This is a genomic window from Bacillus sp. Au-Bac7, assembly GCF_021341655.1.
Classification (GTDB): domain Bacteria; phylum Bacillota; class Bacilli; order Bacillales; family Cytobacillaceae; genus Niallia.
Genome location: NZ_JAJTTG010000007.1, coordinates 89165 through 104059, shown reverse-complemented (window position 1 = coordinate 104059; position 14895 = coordinate 89165). Strand labels below are relative to the sequence as shown.

The 14895-nt window shown below is 37.7% G+C and carries 15 protein-coding genes; 2 read left to right on the top strand and 13 right to left on the bottom strand.

The genetic code is table 11. The features are described from left to right. Positions 1-11: 11 nt before the first annotated feature. The 3 genes from LXM54_RS19440 to LXM54_RS19430 form a co-directional block, all read right to left on the bottom strand. Positions 12-554, bottom strand: a complete 543-nt coding sequence (locus LXM54_RS19440) for a helix-turn-helix domain-containing protein (protein WP_233316897.1) — start codon at positions 552-554, stop codon at positions 12-14. A gap of 199 nt (positions 555-753) precedes the next feature. Further along, positions 754-999, bottom strand: a complete 246-nt coding sequence (locus LXM54_RS19435; RefSeq protein WP_233316896.1) for a hypothetical protein — start codon at positions 997-999, stop codon at positions 754-756. A 461-nt stretch (positions 1000-1460) separates the two neighbouring features. Next, on the bottom strand, positions 1461-2186 hold the full coding sequence (locus LXM54_RS19430) for a hypothetical protein (RefSeq protein WP_233316895.1): 726 nt from the start codon (positions 2184-2186) through the stop codon (positions 1461-1463). 208 nt (positions 2187-2394) lie between these two features. Between LXM54_RS19430 and def the strand changes: the two genes are divergently transcribed. After that, the gene (gene def, locus LXM54_RS19425) at positions 2395-2970 is read left to right on the top strand and encodes a peptide deformylase (protein ID WP_233316894.1); all 576 of its coding nucleotides are present in this window, start codon (positions 2395-2397) and stop codon (positions 2968-2970) included. A 46-nt stretch (positions 2971-3016) separates the two neighbouring features. Here def and LXM54_RS19420 read toward each other — a convergent pair whose 3' ends face one another. From LXM54_RS19420 to LXM54_RS19405, 4 genes are all read right to left on the bottom strand, one after another. Next, the gene (locus LXM54_RS19420) at positions 3017-3913 is read right to left on the bottom strand and encodes a peptidylprolyl isomerase (protein WP_233316893.1); all 897 of its coding nucleotides are present in this window, start codon (positions 3911-3913) and stop codon (positions 3017-3019) included. Positions 3914-4094: 181 nt separating this feature from the next. After that, positions 4095-5708 carry a trypsin-like peptidase domain-containing protein gene (locus tag LXM54_RS19415; protein ID WP_325169587.1) on the bottom strand — a complete coding sequence of 538 codons (1614 nt, stop codon included), beginning with the start codon at positions 5706-5708 and terminating at the stop codon, positions 4095-4097. Positions 5709-5954: 246 nt separating this feature from the next. Beyond that, a complete protein-coding gene (locus tag LXM54_RS19410; protein ID WP_233316892.1) occupies positions 5955-7364 on the bottom strand; it encodes a sensor histidine kinase in 1410 nt (469 codons plus the stop codon). Beyond that, positions 7354-8052, bottom strand: a complete 699-nt coding sequence (locus LXM54_RS19405) for a response regulator transcription factor (RefSeq protein ID WP_233316891.1) — start codon at positions 8050-8052, stop codon at positions 7354-7356. The genes LXM54_RS19410 and LXM54_RS19405 overlap by 11 nt, the downstream gene beginning before the upstream one ends. Positions 8053-8227: 175 nt before the next feature. On the opposite strand from LXM54_RS19405, the gene LXM54_RS19400 reads away from it, so the two are divergent. Beyond that, on the top strand, positions 8228-8671 hold the full coding sequence (locus LXM54_RS19400) for a GNAT family N-acetyltransferase (RefSeq protein WP_233316890.1): 444 nt from the start codon (positions 8228-8230) through the stop codon (positions 8669-8671). Between the two features lie 48 nt (positions 8672-8719). On the opposite strand, the gene LXM54_RS19395 is transcribed toward LXM54_RS19400, so the two are convergent. The 6 genes from LXM54_RS19395 to LXM54_RS19370 form a co-directional block, all read right to left on the bottom strand. Next, positions 8720-9610, bottom strand: a complete 891-nt coding sequence (locus LXM54_RS19395; RefSeq protein WP_233316889.1) for an ROK family protein — start codon at positions 9608-9610, stop codon at positions 8720-8722. A gap of 92 nt (positions 9611-9702) precedes the next feature. After that, positions 9703-10692: a Gfo/Idh/MocA family protein gene (locus LXM54_RS19390; RefSeq protein WP_233316888.1), complete on the bottom strand. Its 990-nt coding sequence runs from the start codon at positions 10690-10692 to the stop codon at positions 9703-9705. Between the two features lie 153 nt (positions 10693-10845). Then, positions 10846-11793, bottom strand: a complete 948-nt coding sequence (locus tag LXM54_RS19385) for a siderophore ABC transporter substrate-binding protein (RefSeq protein ID WP_282581412.1) — start codon at positions 11791-11793, stop codon at positions 10846-10848. 270 nt (positions 11794-12063) lie between these two features. Beyond that, the gene (locus LXM54_RS19380) at positions 12064-12822 is read right to left on the bottom strand and encodes an iron ABC transporter ATP-binding protein (protein ID WP_233316887.1); all 759 of its coding nucleotides are present in this window, start codon (positions 12820-12822) and stop codon (positions 12064-12066) included. Further along, a complete protein-coding gene (locus LXM54_RS19375; protein ID WP_233316886.1) occupies positions 12816-13772 on the bottom strand; it encodes an iron chelate uptake ABC transporter family permease subunit in 957 nt (318 codons plus the stop codon). The genes LXM54_RS19380 and LXM54_RS19375 overlap by 7 nt, the downstream gene beginning before the upstream one ends. Next, positions 13759-14715 carry an ABC transporter permease gene (locus LXM54_RS19370; RefSeq protein WP_233316885.1) on the bottom strand — a complete coding sequence of 319 codons (957 nt, stop codon included), beginning with the start codon at positions 14713-14715 and terminating at the stop codon, positions 13759-13761. Before LXM54_RS19370 ends, LXM54_RS19375 begins: the two co-directional genes overlap by 14 nt. Positions 14716-14895: the final 180 nt, after the last annotated feature.

Here is a 14895-nt window from a genome sequence, read left to right as displayed (position 1 = left end):
TTCTCCTAAATTTATAAGTAAGAATCAGTTGCTACAAGCAGCAGTGAGGACTTACCATCAGCGATGTTAAAGAACTGGTGCTCCTCTGTCGCATGGAAATAGATGGACTCCCCTTGTCTTGCTCTGTATTCTTGTTTTCCGAGCTTTAACAGCACTTCCCCTTCCAAAACGAAGGCATATGTTTCAGACAGGGAAGGCTCAAACTTTTTAAATTCACCTTTTTTACTAAAGCTAAGCTTTATTGGCTCCATTTCCTTTTCATTGGATTCCGGTACTAGCCATTGAATATGATAGCCTTTTTCTTCATCAAAAAAGTCTGTTACATCCTCTTCTGTATAAACAACCTTCTGCTTCCTCTCTTCATCATCAAAAAATTCTTTTGGAGAACAGCCTAGCACTTCCAAAATATCAAAGAATGTTTCAATAGAAGGAGAGCTTAAATCTCGTTCGAGCTGTGATATATAACCTTTGCTTAAATCTGTCCTTTCCCCAAGCTCTTCCTGGGTCAGACCCTTTTTCAAACGCAAGTTCTTTATCTTTTTACCTATTTCCATATTTTTAACCTACTTTTTTGTTTAGAAATAGTAAACTCAAAGTCATAAAAGTTTACTGAAACTAAACTTTAAGTTTAATTTTACTCCGTTCATTATACAATAATTTGAATGGACTGCAATCCTATTTTAAAAAAACATCCAACATATAAAAAAATGGAGGACTTTGCTTTCGCAAAATCCTCCCACATTGAATAGAAACTTATTCTTCCTCCATTAACGGTCTATACTTTCCATTCTCCACTTTTTCTATTTTCCCGAAATGTATAAGCTTTTTAAGTGAAGCATTACAGTAAGCAGAAGCATCATACGAATCCCTGCCAACTCTTATCCCAATCTCGGTAGGACCTATTCCAGCTTCCTCGTTCTTTTCCTTATACAAATCACACAAAGCGTTGTATATATTCTGATCTTTTTCGGTAATTCGTAGTTTGGAATATTGTTTCAAAATGTATTCCTCCTAATGCTTCTCCCTTATTCGATAATTTATCTAAGCTGACTTCTGTTCATTTCTCTAACCAAAAATGAATGAAAGACAGACCCCTGTAAAATAAGAATACTAATCATTAACGAAAATAACATTCATTTATGCATATTTTTTACAAAAATAGATATTAGGGTTGATAATCTGATTTGTTAATAGGTATTTCATATCATTTCAATATATAGAACACAGGTATAATAGTCTTAATATTTAGTCAATAAATAGCATTAAACTACGCAAATCACTCACTGTTTCTCCTTCCAAATACTCCCTTTATTAAAAAACTGCTTATTCTCTGCCGGTTTATAGTACATTTATCATTTGTTTTAATTTTGCATAAAAATACAATTTTCCACTATAAACCATAGAGAAGACGCTGCTCTTTAAAGCAGCGTCTATAGCTCTGTATTGTAGAATATCGTTATTTAATTCTCTCGTGCTTCTTTGCCTCGATGGTGATGCCCCATCATAGGTCCTTCATGAAATGGCAGCAGCTTAAGCTTTTTCACTTCTTCTGGGTAACTAATCATCATTTCCTTCAACAGTTCTTTCGGTGTTTTATCCTTCGTTTCAATGCCAAGCTCCTTAGCGGCATTTGTAATCTGGACTTCTCTGACTTCATTTGCAAGAGCTCTTAAATCCTTACCCTCTGTTTTAATGTTCAATTTTTTTGCCTCTGACAGTATTAATTGTTCTCTGACTTCTTTACTGAGCTGCTCAAGTGTTTTACCTTCTGTCTTAATATTTAATTCCTTCGCCTTTTGCTTAATCTTTGCTTCGTATAACTCTTTCATCAACGTGCGTGGATCTTTGCCCTCTGTGCTGATTCCCAGCTTTTTAGCTTCATCCTGCAGTCTTTTTTCATGAACCTCTGCAGCAATTTGCTTCATGTCTTTTCCGTCTGTTTTAATACCAAGCTTACTTGCCTCTTTTTTAATTAAAACCTCATGAATTTCCTTTTTTAGCGTTTCTCCGTCTTTCCCGTCTGTTTTTATTCCTAAGCTCTCAGCCATCTTCTTAATGAAGGCTTGGTCCTCCTCAGGCGCCTGATGGTTTATCGGCGGGTTCTCCGGAGCTGCTTTTGCTGTATGTAAAAAGCTAGGCATCATAAAACTAAGTGTTAACAATCCAACTACCAGTATTTTTTTCACATTGCTTCCTCCTTTATTTTCCTTCCCTCCTATCTTTTCCTTCGTTTCATAATTTATGTAAATTTTTATTGTAAATTAACTTGAAGAAAACAGACATTATTTTTATGATGATCCCGTAAGTTAGAATTAGACTTCCATCCATTCTTTTGCTATTTTACTTATATGGTTTTTCGACTATAAAAGGACAATAATGGAGTTGATTAAATACATGAGCAAGTACAATCAATCATATGTAATAACGATGCAGGATATCGTAAGAGAAGGTGATGATATCCTCAGAGAGAAAATGCCTGAACTTTCACTGCCGCCAACCGAGGAGGATAAGCAAGAGCTTCTGTGCATGCTGCAATACTTAAAAAACAGCCAGGATCCTAGCCTTGCTAAAAAGTATAAGCTTCGTCCCGGTGTCGGCATCTCCGCAAATCAAATCGGGCTTAACAAAAGGATGTTTGCGGCCTTTATTAAAGGTGAAAATGGCAATAACTTTGAGCATATGCTAATCAATCCAAAAATCATCAGCCACTCTGCAAGCATGATATACCTGCCTGACAGCGAAGGATGTCTCTCTATTGACAGACCTGTCATTGGCTATGTGCCCCGTTTTAAAAGAATTACAGTGAAGGCTTATGATATTAACGGGAAAGAAGTAAAAATTAAACTGAAAGACTATGAAGCAATTGTATTTCAGCATGAAATCGATCATTTAAACGGTATATTGTTTCCGGACCATATTAACAGCACTAATCCATTTCAGCTTCCAGATATGGATATCAATCCTCTTTAAGCATAAAAAAGCGACTTTCCCTTTTACAGGAAAGTCGCTTTTTTCATTAGCTTGCACTTGTTGTGCTAGCAGTATCCAAGTTGTTCTTGATGTCGTAGTCAGCTTTTACTTCTTCCAACCATGTGCTGTATTCTGTGTTCATTTTGCTCTCGAACACTGTATCTTTAATTTCATCTTTATGATCGTCCAATTTAGCTTCTACTGCATCTTTATGGCCTGTTACTTTAATGATGTGCCAGCCGTTTGTTGTTTCAACTGGATCACTGATTTCATCTACATCCATAGCGAAAGCAGCTTTTTCAAACTCTTCAACCATTTGGCCAGATGAGAAGTATCCTAGCTCACCGCCGTTTTCTTTTGTTGCTGTATCAGTTGAGTATTCTTTTGCAAGATCAGCGAAATCTTCACCGTCATCAAGCTTTTGCTTCACTTCTTTTGCTGTTTTTTCGTCAGCAACTAGAATATGACTTGCTTCTACTTGCTCAGGAGTGTCAAAGCTTGCTTTGTTTTCATCAAAGTAAGCCTGGATTTCATCATCCGTAACTTCGATTCTTGGCTCAAGCAATTTTTTGATTTTCAAATAGCGCAACAGCTCTTCTTCGATATCTGCTTTAGATGCACCGTTCGCTTCTAATGCAGCATTGAAAGCATCTTCGCCGCCTGAAGATTCAATAAGCTCGTTAAGCTCGTCCTCTTGTTCTTTATCCGTTACCTTAACTTTTTCTTTTTCCGCTTCTAAATCAACTACTTTATTAGCAATTAAAGTCTCAAGGATAGATGTCCCGTATTGCTTATTCAACGCCTCGTTTAAGTCATCTTGCGTGATTTTTTCTCCATCGATAGATGCTACTGTGTTATTCTTCTGAACTAGAATAACAGCAACAACGATCAACGCTATTAGTACTACTGCTAAAATGGGTAAAATGATCTTTTTGTTTTTCATCCTGTGTCCTCTCTAAACTATATTTTAATAAACTAAAACTATCATAATAGATATGACAATTCCACTGCCACATAAAATACATCATACCATAAAAATATTAAAAAAATATTAACAAAAATAGAAATCCCATCTGATTTTTAGTAATTTTACCAGATGGGATTTTTAGTATGAAACAAGCCTCTTAATTAGTGCTGCTGCTGTTGCTCGTTAAAGTCAGCTCTACTGTCTTCTTACTGCCATCATGATATACGACCATTTTTACTTTATCGCCGATATCCACTTTCGTATATAGATATTTTCTCAAGTCAGAAGACCCTTCTAGTTCAGTTCCGTTTATGGAGACAATTACATCTTGTACTTCAAGACCTGCTTTAGCTGCCGCAGAGTTAGAATCAATATTTGTTACCATAACTCCTTTTGTTACAGAGTCAGGAAGGTCCTGCAAGTACATCTGCGGAACTTCTTCTAAGCTTGCCAGTCCGACACCGATATATGGACGCTCTACCTCGCCATTTTCAATGATTTCATTGACGATTGGAAGCAAATCATTACTTGGTATTGCAAAGCCAAGCCCCTCTACTCCATCCTCTGAGATTTTCAAGCTGTTGATGCCGACAACCTCGCCTGCAGAGTTAATCAAGGCACCTCCGCTGTTCCCTGGGTTTATCGCCGCATCTGTCTGAATTACGTTAAACTCCCAGTCACCAGCAGATGTGTTAACAGTAATACTTCTGTCCACCGCACTTACAATACCTTGTGTAACTGTTCTCGATAAATCAAGGCCAAGTGGGTTACCGATTGCCCAAACTTGATCACCTGGGCGCAGTGTAGTGGAATCCCCAAAATTAATTACATCCGTAGCATACTTCGCATCAATTCTGACAACAGCCAAGTCAGTAAGGGCATCTGCACCGATTAATTTCCCTTCTGTCTTATCACCGTTATACAGTGAGATCTCTAATGAATTCGCACCTTCTATCACGTGATTGTTTGTAGCAATGTACGCATATTTATCATCCTTTTTAAAGATGATTCCAGAGCCTGACCCTGATTCGACGTCAGTGGACGTACTTTGGGAAAATTGGCTCGTTGTTTGTTGCTGAACATTCACAATTCCAACAATTGCCTTAGAAGAGGACTCAACCATATCTGCAATGGACGTTGAACTGTCAGAAGTTTGGGCTGATGTAGTCTGTGCTGTTATATTATTAGAGCTAGAGCTGCTATTGCCAACTTTACTACTTAATTCCTCTACCTGTTGTTCCAGCTTTTCATACTGCCCATCAAGCAAATTCGTATGTGGAACAGCAACAAATGTCAATGCAGACCCGACAACACCGGCTGCCAGCAAGGAAAAGAACCCTTTCCATTTAGGACTGCCTGCTGACGGCCGCTCCTTGCTTCTTTTGCCAGAAGGCTCTTCAGCTGTTGCAGCTGCTGCCATTGTTTGCTGAACGTGAATCTGCTTTTGGGCTGCAAGTCTTTCCTCCTCGGCGTCACTTGCCATTTTTTCATATTCACGAGCTATCGCATCTGCCTTATCGAAGTCGGACATACCTGTATTTTGGCTGTCATCCTCCTGATTCTCTGATTTTACTATTGGATTTTCTTCCAGCTTGTTTAAATCAACTGCTTCATCATTCGCTTTGTCTTCTTCCTTTCTTGCCGTAAACTCAGCATTGTTTGTGAGCTCTTTTTGCATTTCAACATTTTGTTCTTCGTTCACACTCTCATTTTTGCTTTCAAAGTCCTGTTCTCCGTTCATATTCTCTTTGTTTTTTTCAAACTCATTCATCGTTTTATACCTCCTATAATAATTACCAACTATGCATCATCTATAAGAAGAAATTAATTATTGTTTTGATTTCATGTTTATATAATAAAACTTATATATGAATAAATTATTAACAAAGTTTTAATAGACCTAGAAAAATTAAGGACGAAATAGAGAATTTCCACCTACTGTTGCTGCAGATAGTAAAAAAGCTCTGATTACGCTAAGCATAAACCTTACTACCCAGCATAATCAGAAGCATCTCTCCTATTTAAATATTGGAAAATAAATCGTAAATCTCGTTCCTGCTCCTTTTTGGCTGCTTACTTCAATTTTCCCATTATGGAACTGTACAAGCTGTTTTACAATCGATAACCCTAACCCAAACTCTCCGTATGGATTATTCGTTCTTGAAATATCAGCCTTATAAAACCTCTTCCAAATATTTTCAATTTCTGCTGGGTCCATTCCAATACCTGTATCTTTGATTTCTATTATTGTATAACTTTCATCCGTTCTGCCTCTTAACCAAATTTCGCCGGCATCTGTAAACTGAATACTATTCTTCGTGATATTCATAATAATTTGAATCAGTCTGTCATAATCGGCATAAATATAAATATCATCCGCCACATCGACATTGATTGCCAAATTTTTCTCGACTGCCTGTGTATAAAGCTGTTCTTGAATAATCTCCAGAACTTCTCCAAGCTGAATTGTTTCCTTCATCAGCACTATCTGGTTGGAGCGAATTTTATCATAATCCAAATTCTCATTCACAAGCCTAATAAGCCTTTTCGTTTCCTGACTCACAAGAGTAATCCCTTTTCCTTTTTCTGCTTCAGGTATCATATTATTATTGAGTCCTTCGATAACACCGCTGATGGTTGTTAGCGGTGTTTTCAATTCATGAGATACATCTGACATGAACTGTCTTCGTCGATTTTCTAAGGCATCTATCTCTTCCTTTGAAATACGCAGACGATCAACCATGGAATTAAAGTCACTCGCTAATTCGCCAATCTCATCAAAGTTCGAGGAGTGAACTCTGACACTGTAGTCTCCAACAGCAACAAGACTTGTTGCTTCCTGCAGCTTTTTAATCCTTCTCACGTGAATTCTCGACAACAATATACTTAACAGCAATGCTACTCCAAATGCAAAAAACACAGAATACACAAGATATTTATTTATTTCATTTATAAGCTGCTTCGAATCACTTAAAGGAGCGGTCAGCAATATTCCACCTTCCACCTCTCCGTTCACACTATAAGGAATAGCAACAAGGGTAACTTCTTGATTGCCCCGTCGTGTACTGCTTTTAATTACTTTATTGTTCTCTCCGTCTTTAATGGCATTCCATTCTTCATCCGTTATATTAATTCTTTTGCCGACAGATGCAATGACATTTTGCTGTGTATCAAAAATCCCGAATGTTACGCCCCTGCTTTTGAGCACATCTGCGTAATTCAGCAGTGTTTCCTGAGCGGAGGTCTGCATTTGGTTTCCTTGAATATCTGTCAGGATGTTGATGCCATAATCATAAAGCTCCTGTCCTTTAATGGTGAGCACGACCTTCTCTACAAAATGAGTGGAGGCAATGCTTACAACTAAAAACGCAACTACTATGACACTGATATGGCTGATCAGCTGCTGGTATAAATACTTAATTCTCATTCATTACCACCGTTTCATCGTATTTATAGCCTACTCCCCACACAGTGTGAAAGAATGGCTGATTATCACGGCCGATTTTCCGTCTCAGCCTTTTAATATGAACATCTACTGTACGATCATCTCCGTAAAATTGAAAGCCCCACACTTGTTCAAGGATTTGATCCCTTGAAAACACTTGTTTTGGATGCTGTGCAAAAAACGATAGAAGGTCAAACTCTTTAGGAGTAAGATTAGGAATAAGCTTGTCTGAAATATATACTTCCCGTGTTTCCTTATTAATCTTAATGATACTCGTTTCTAACGCTTCTTCCAAACTATTTTTATCCTTTACCTGTCTTCTGATTATTGCTTTCATTCTCGCAGTCAGCGCCAACGGACTGAACGGCTTAGTGACATAATCGTCAGCGCCCATCTCAAGACCAAGAACTTGATCAGATTCTGTATCCTTTGCTGTTAACATTATAATCGGCACATTTTGGTCCACTTCTCTAATTTTCCGACAAACTGTTATTCCGTCCATTCCCGGCAGCATCCAATCCAAAATAACCATATCATATTCATTATTTATAAAATGTTTATATCCTTCTAATCCATCATGAAGAAATACTCCATTGAATCCTTCTTTCCCAAAAAACATCTCTAACATAGAGCAAACACCAATATTATCTTCTACAACTAAAACTTTCATATTTGCTGCCCTCCGCCTCTTGCTTTTTTATTTATTAAACCTGCTTTCCTTCCTCTATGCAACAGTTCTTGAACAGGTTTAAATGAATGTTAATGGGTTAGCAATAATTTGTTCATAATTTCAAAATTATGCTTAAGCTTTATAATAAAAGGAAACAACAAAGGAGCTGATGTTTATGCTTATCCATTTAAATCAAGCAGATGAATTAGCTGCAGGAGCTATTCATAAATTACAAAAGCTTTCCTATCAAGTGGAGGCTGATCTTATTGAATATGATGATCTGCCTCCATTAAAGGAGAGCCTCTTTCATATTCAGAACAGCTGTGAAGTGTTTATCGGCTGGAAGGTTAATAAAGAATTGGTTGGTGTTCTTTCTTACGAGGAAACAGAGAATATCCTTCTCATCAGCAGACTCATTGTTCACCCTGCCTATTTTCAGCAAGGCGTAGCTTCAAGACTTCTAAGCAGCCTGTTGGAAAAACGGGGGAAACCAGTTCATGTATGCACTGCTGCGAAGAATACGCCAGCAGTCCGGCTTTACCAAAAATGGGGTTTTGAAATAACGAAGACATTTACACCTGCAGGCGGCCCTGTTCTCGTCCAGCTTGAGATAAAATAATAAAAAGCCTCAGGGAAAAGGGTTTTCCCTGGAGGCTTTTCCTGTTCATTATTTATTTATGCTTTCTTTCCATACACGGCTTGCCAGCAGTATTCCGCCTGTTATACCTGCATTGTCGCCAAGGCCCGGTCTCACAATATAATTGTCTATATCTGAGGAGACTTGGGGAAATTCGATATAGCCATTCAAAAGCTCCTTGAGATTGCGGTTAATATGTGACAAAACATGCTCCTGGTTCATAACCCCGCCACCGAGGATGATTTTTTTCGGTGACAGTATTAATATATATTGCATAAGTGCTTGAGCAATATAATATCCTTCTATTTCCCAGACCTTGTCATTATCGCTTAATTCTATTGCTTTTTTGCCCCATCTTTCTTCAATAGCAGGTCCTGCAGCTAATCCTTCAAGGCAATCTCCATGATAAGGACATCTTCCCTTATAGTTATCTTCAGGATGTCTCCTCACTAGGATGTGACCCATTTCAGGATGTGTTAAACCTTGGAGTAGCTCTCCTTGAACTATTGCTCCTGCACCTATTCCGGTTCCTACAGTTATATAGAGACAGCTGTCAAGTCCCTTAGCTGCTCCAAGAACTGCTTCTCCTAAGGCTGCAATGTTTACATCCGTATTGAAGCCCATTGGAATGGAAAATTCCTTCTTAAGCGCATTTAGTAATGGGTAATCTCTCCAAGCAAGCTTAGGAGTTGTCGTGATGTTGCCATATGTCGGACTATTATTATCTACATCAATTGGTCCGAAAGAGCCGATGCCGATTGCTTCCACTTTATGTTTTTTAAAAAAAGCAATTACCTCTGGCATCGTTTCTTCTGGAGTAGTAGTAGGTATTGAGATACGTTCCTTAATTTCTCCTGTCTCCGTTCCCGCCGCACATACAAATTTTGTTCCGCCAGCCTCCACTGCACCGAATAATTTCATGCATTTTCTCCCCCGTTTCATAATCAGTAAGAACGCTTTCAATATTTTCTCTTAAAATAGCACCAGGCTATTTTAAGTGTCTAAACAAGGATTTACTTTTTATCTGCAGGAAACACAATTCCTGTTTGTTTTCTTACTTCTTCCATTACTTCCATTACAGCTAAGGATAAATCAAGGGAATTTATGGACGATTCTGTCTTCCCTGCAAGGATAGTATCAATAAACTCCTTCGCTTCGTAATACATAGCTTCTTCCTTTTGCTGAACAGAAACATCTTCTCTTTCCCCGTTGCGGAACGCTATCTCTATCTTTTGCGGTGTATTCATTTGATCTATTAAGATATTGCCATCCTCACCTTGGATTTCTGATGGGATAAGGGAGTTTGTGATCTTAGAGTACATTAGCACAATATCCATATCCTTATAGGTCATAATGATGCTTCCTTCTCCATCGACACCGCTCTCAAGCAGATAGCTTGATGCTTTGACAGACTGAGGCTTTCCAAATAAGGCTACCATTGGGTAAATGCAGTACACGCCGATATCCATTAATGCTCCATTAGAGAATTCCGGCTTGAAAGCATTAAGAATATTCCCTTCTTTGTATGCGTCATAGCGGGAAGAATACTGACAATAGCTTGCGAAAGCACGTCTAACTTTCCCTATTTTATGTATATTTTCTTGAATTACCTTGAAATTAGGCAGCATGGTTGTCTTTAAAGCTTCCATGAGCAGCACATTGTTTTCTTTTGCAACCGATATCATTATTTCCGCTTCCTTAACATTCGAAGCGAATGCTTTTTCTGTTAAAACATGCTTTTTATTCTTTAAAAAAAGGATGGACTGCTCCGCATGCAATGAGTTGGGGCTTGCAATATATACGGCATCGACTTGATCACTTTCTGCCATCTCAGTCAGACTTGTGAATATATGTTCTGCATTATACTTTTGCGCAAATGCTTCACCTTTTTCTTTTGAACGTGAATACACAGCAGCTAAAGTGAACTCCTCCACCATACTTGCTGCTTGAATAAATGATTCTGTAATCCAGTTTGTTCCTATAATTCCAAATCGAATACTCATGAAAATCCTCCTTGCCCATCTTAAACATATTTTCTCTTTTATATTTTCTATCGAAAATTATGAAAAAGCAACTCTATAGCAGCATTTTCATAAATTGTAAATGAAAGAACCCGTTCTGCTTATAAGCAAACCGGGTTCCTATCTTAGAAATTATTATTTTGAAATACCAGCATCGATTTCTTTCGCCATTTCTTCTGTAGAAATCAAACCACCGCCAGAAAGGTACCAATAGTTAGGATTTAAGTAGATGATATGACCGTCTTTAGCTGCATCAGTACCGTTAACTAGCTCGTTATCCAATACTTTTTCTGCAGAGGATTCTCCGCCGACAACAGCGCCTCTATCTACAACAAATAGATATTCTGGGTTCTTTTCTGCGATATACTCAAAGGAAATGCTTTGTCCATGTGTTGAAGCCTCAATTTTTTCATCTGCTTGAGCCAATCCAAATACGTCATGAATGATTCCGAATCTTGATCCAGATCCATACGCACTCACACTGCCGTCATTTACTAATACTACTAATGATTTACCTTCTACTGCCTTCGCTTTATCGTTTAATGCTGAAATTGTTTCATCAATATTTGCTAATTCTTCTTTTACTGCATCTTCTTTACCGAAGATTTGTCCAACTAGTTCCATATTGCTCTTAAATGATTCCATATATTTAGTCGTATCAACACCCACATAAACAGTTGGCGCAATTTCGCTTAAGTCTTCATATGCTGCTGATTGTCTGCCTGAAATAAAGATAACATCTGGAGCCAATTCGCTTATTGCCTCTAAGTCTGGCTCTTTAAGTCCACCGACATTTGTATATTTGCTGTCACTGTACTTTGAAAGATACTCTGGAAGGCTGTCTTGTGGAACACCTGCTACTTCTACACCAAGTTTGTCTAATGTGTCTAAGATACCCATATCAAATACAACCACTTTTTTTGGATTTGGATCAACTTTTGTTTCGCCTAAATCATGTTTTACTGTAATTGGTTCTGCTGCTTTTTCATTATCAGATGAACTGCTGCTTGTAGAAGTATTGCCGCAAGCTGCTAATACTGCCATAACTAATGCTATGAATAATATAGATAGTTTTTTCTTCAATTAAGACACCCCTATTATTATATTTAGATTATTTAAATTAAATTGATTGCAATGATAAACAGAATATCCTATGATTGAGATATTAGTATTTTCCTAGTGCATTTTCCTAGAATGTCACACAGAAAAGTACTAATGCTAATGGTAGTGTTATTATGGTTCTTCTGGCGAAGAGACTTATTTTTAAGTATTCCATAGAAACACTGCCTCCTTTCTTTTTATCGAACATCTACCATTAGTTCCGCTTAGCTTTACAGTCATTAATTTATGATTTTAAGCGAAATAGACACAGATTTTATGATCGTTAATCTCCTCAATCTGCATATCCATTTCATAGATATCCTTTAGAACAGCTTGATTGATAATACTGTCTGCTGGACCATTATTAACTAGTTTGCCATTCTTTAATGCCACTATATTGTCAGAATAAACAGAGGCAAAATTAATATCATGAATTACAATGACAACTGTTTTTCCCAGCTCATTTACAAGCCTTCTAAGAACCTTCATGATTTGCACAGAATGCTTCATATCCAGATTGTTCAGCGGCTCATCGAGCAAGATGTATTCTGTATCCTGTGCAATAACCATCGCAATATATGCTCGCTGTTTCTGACCGCCGCTCAATTGATCCAAATATTTATGCTGAATTTCATCAAGCTCCATATACGAAATTGCTTCTGCCACGGCTGTTTCATCCTCTTTCGTCAGTCTTCCTTGTGAATAAGGAAACCTTCCGAAACTTACTAGTTCCTTAACAGTCAATCGTATATTAATATGATTGCTCTGCTTGAGGATGGAAATCTTTTTTGCCAGAATATTGCTTTTTGTAGTGGAGACATCTTGCCCATCAATCAGGACTTCACCGTTGTCAGCTTTAATCAGCCTGCTGATGATGGATAACAATGTGCTTTTCCCGGCACCGTTCGGGCCGATAAAGGAAGTAATCTTTCCTTTTTCGATGGAAAGAGACACATTTTCAAGGACGCTTTTTCCATTGTATTGTTTACTGACATTCTTGACCTCTACCATGCTCTTCTCTCCTTTAACAATAAATAGATGAAATAAATTCCGCCGACAAAGTTGATGATAACACTGATTGTTGTCGAGAATGTAAACACTCTTTCCACTATGAGCAAACCGCCAACAAGGGCTATGATGCTTAACAAGATGGAACCTGCAATGAGTTGGCTGTGTTTATACGTTCTAAGGAATTCTCTTGCAAGATTCACGACGAGCAATCCAAGGAAGGTGATTGGTCCGACAAGAGCAGTTGATACACTGACCAGAATTGCAACTACAACGAGCATATTTCTTACAACACGATCATAATCAATTCCCAGATTGATTGCCTGCTCTTTTCCAAGTGACATTACATCGAAAAACTTGCTGTAGTGTGACACGTAAATAGCAATCACTGCAATTATCACAATACATATTGTCAAAATATCCGTATTTACACTATTAAAGCTAGCAAACATTTTGTCTTGAACAATCAAAAACTCATTAGGATCTATCAGCATCTGCATAAAAGATGACAGACTTGAGAAGAAGCTGCCAAGAATAATCCCAATCAGGAGAAGCAGCAGGATATTCTGACTTCCTTTTCGGAAGAACAAGTAGTAAAGGGCAACTGAGAAAAGAATCATCAGCCCGACTGATAACAGAAAGTTAACATTACTGTTCAACATCGTTAAGCTCTGTGAACCGAAAAAGAAAACTACAAACGTTTGGATAAATAAATACAAAGAATCTAGACCAAGAATACTCGGTGTTAGGATTCGGTTATTAGTGATGGTCTGGAAAACCATGGATGAAAATGCGATACATCCGCCTGTCAGGCATATTGCTAATATTTTGATTGCTCTTCTTGGTATAACATATTCCCAATTCACACTGCTCACCTTTATCAGCATGAATACTGCAATAAGCAGAACGGCTATTATCGCTAGAAGTAAAAGTTTTCTCTTAGGCTGATTCATACGTTCTTCTCCTTATCAATAAATAAAGGAATATGGCACTCCCGATAACGCCAACCATTACACCTATCGAGATTTCATAAGGATAAATGATTATCCGTCCAAGGATATCGCATATCAGCACAAAGTTTGCACCAAGTAATGCTGTGTGCGTTAAGCTGTTCTTCAAGTTATCTCCTCTGTAGAGAGAGACTATATTAGGAATGATAAGCCCTAAAAATGGAATCATACCGACCGTGAGCAGTACAACTGAAGAAACAAGGGCAACAATAATCAACCCAATATTTACCACCCTTTTATGGTTAAGACCTAAGTTCGTGGAGAACTCTTCACCCATGCCTGCGATTGTGAATTTGTTCGCATATAGGTATGCGATAATGACGACAGGAATGCTTATGTACAGGAGCTCATATCTTCCTTCCATGATCAGTGAAAAATCACCTTGGAGCCATGATGACATGTTTTGTACAAGATCATTCTTCATAGAAAAGAATGTTGTAATGGAGCTGATGATGTTTCCAAGCATCAAGCCGACAAGCGGGATGAAAATGGCATCCTTAAATTTGATTCGATTCAGTATTTGCATAAACAGGAATGTACCAAGCAATGCAAAAACGAAGGCAACAAGCATTTTAACAATCGGAGTTGCAGTTGTGAACATCATGAGCGCAATAAGAATGCCAAATCTTGCCCAGTCCATCGTGCCTGCTGTTGTTGGAGACACAAATTTATTTCTGGTAATTTGCTGCATAATTAGTCCGCAAACGCTAAGGCTTACACCTGCAATAATAATGCTTATTAATCGGGGGAACCTGCTGATTAATAATATTTCTTTTTGATCCTCTGTCAGCTTAAAGATGCTCAAAGGATTAATATCAATAACTCCTATAAACAAGGAGGCGATTGACAACACTATTAACATGATGGCTAAATATCTTATCTTCATAGATGGTAGATTGAGTCAAAAACCTCTCTCAACTCGCCTCCTTAAAAAGTAATTCTATCTAAAAAAAATTCTCAAATGATTTTCATTATCATTTACGCTCTTAAACTGATTTTATCATTTTTTTGATTATCGTCAATGGTTTTTCTTGAACAAGTTTCCATTTTCCAGTCATTTTATTCT

Bases quoted from the DNA above. Each gene is read 5' to 3' on its own strand.
- LXM54_RS19370 (WP_233316885.1), bottom strand. From the start codon at position 14,715: ATGAAGATAAGATATTTAGCCATCATGTTAATAGTGTTGTCAATCGCC.
- LXM54_RS19375 (WP_233316886.1), bottom strand. From the start codon at position 13,772: ATGAATCAGCCTAAGAGAAAACTTTTACTTCTAGCGATAATAGCCGTT.
- LXM54_RS19390 (WP_233316888.1), bottom strand. From the start codon at position 10,692: ATGAGTATTCGATTTGGAATTATAGGAACAAACTGGATTACAGAATCA.
- LXM54_RS19410 (WP_233316892.1), bottom strand. From the start codon at position 7,364: ATGAGAATTAAGTATTTATACCAGCAGCTGATCAGCCATATCAGTGTC.
- LXM54_RS19380 (WP_233316887.1), bottom strand. From the start codon at position 12,822: ATGGTAGAGGTCAAGAATGTCAGTAAACAATACAATGGAAAAAGCGTC.
- LXM54_RS19405 (WP_233316891.1), bottom strand. From the start codon at position 8,052: ATGAAAGTTTTAGTTGTAGAAGATAATATTGGTGTTTGCTCTATGTTA.
- LXM54_RS19440 (WP_233316897.1), bottom strand. From the start codon at position 554: ATGGAAATAGGTAAAAAGATAAAGAACTTGCGTTTGAAAAAGGGTCTG.
- LXM54_RS19420 (WP_233316893.1), bottom strand. From the start codon at position 3,913: ATGAAAAACAAAAAGATCATTTTACCCATTTTAGCAGTAGTACTAATA.
- def (WP_233316894.1), top strand. From the start codon at position 2,395: ATGAGCAAGTACAATCAATCATATGTAATAACGATGCAGGATATCGTA.
- LXM54_RS19415 (WP_325169587.1), bottom strand. From the start codon at position 5,708: ATGAATGAGTTTGAAAAAAACAAAGAGAATATGAACGGAGAACAGGAC.
- LXM54_RS19400 (WP_233316890.1), top strand. From the start codon at position 8,228: ATGCTTATCCATTTAAATCAAGCAGATGAATTAGCTGCAGGAGCTATT.
- LXM54_RS19395 (WP_233316889.1), bottom strand. From the start codon at position 9,610: ATGAAATTATTCGGTGCAGTGGAGGCTGGCGGAACAAAATTTGTATGT.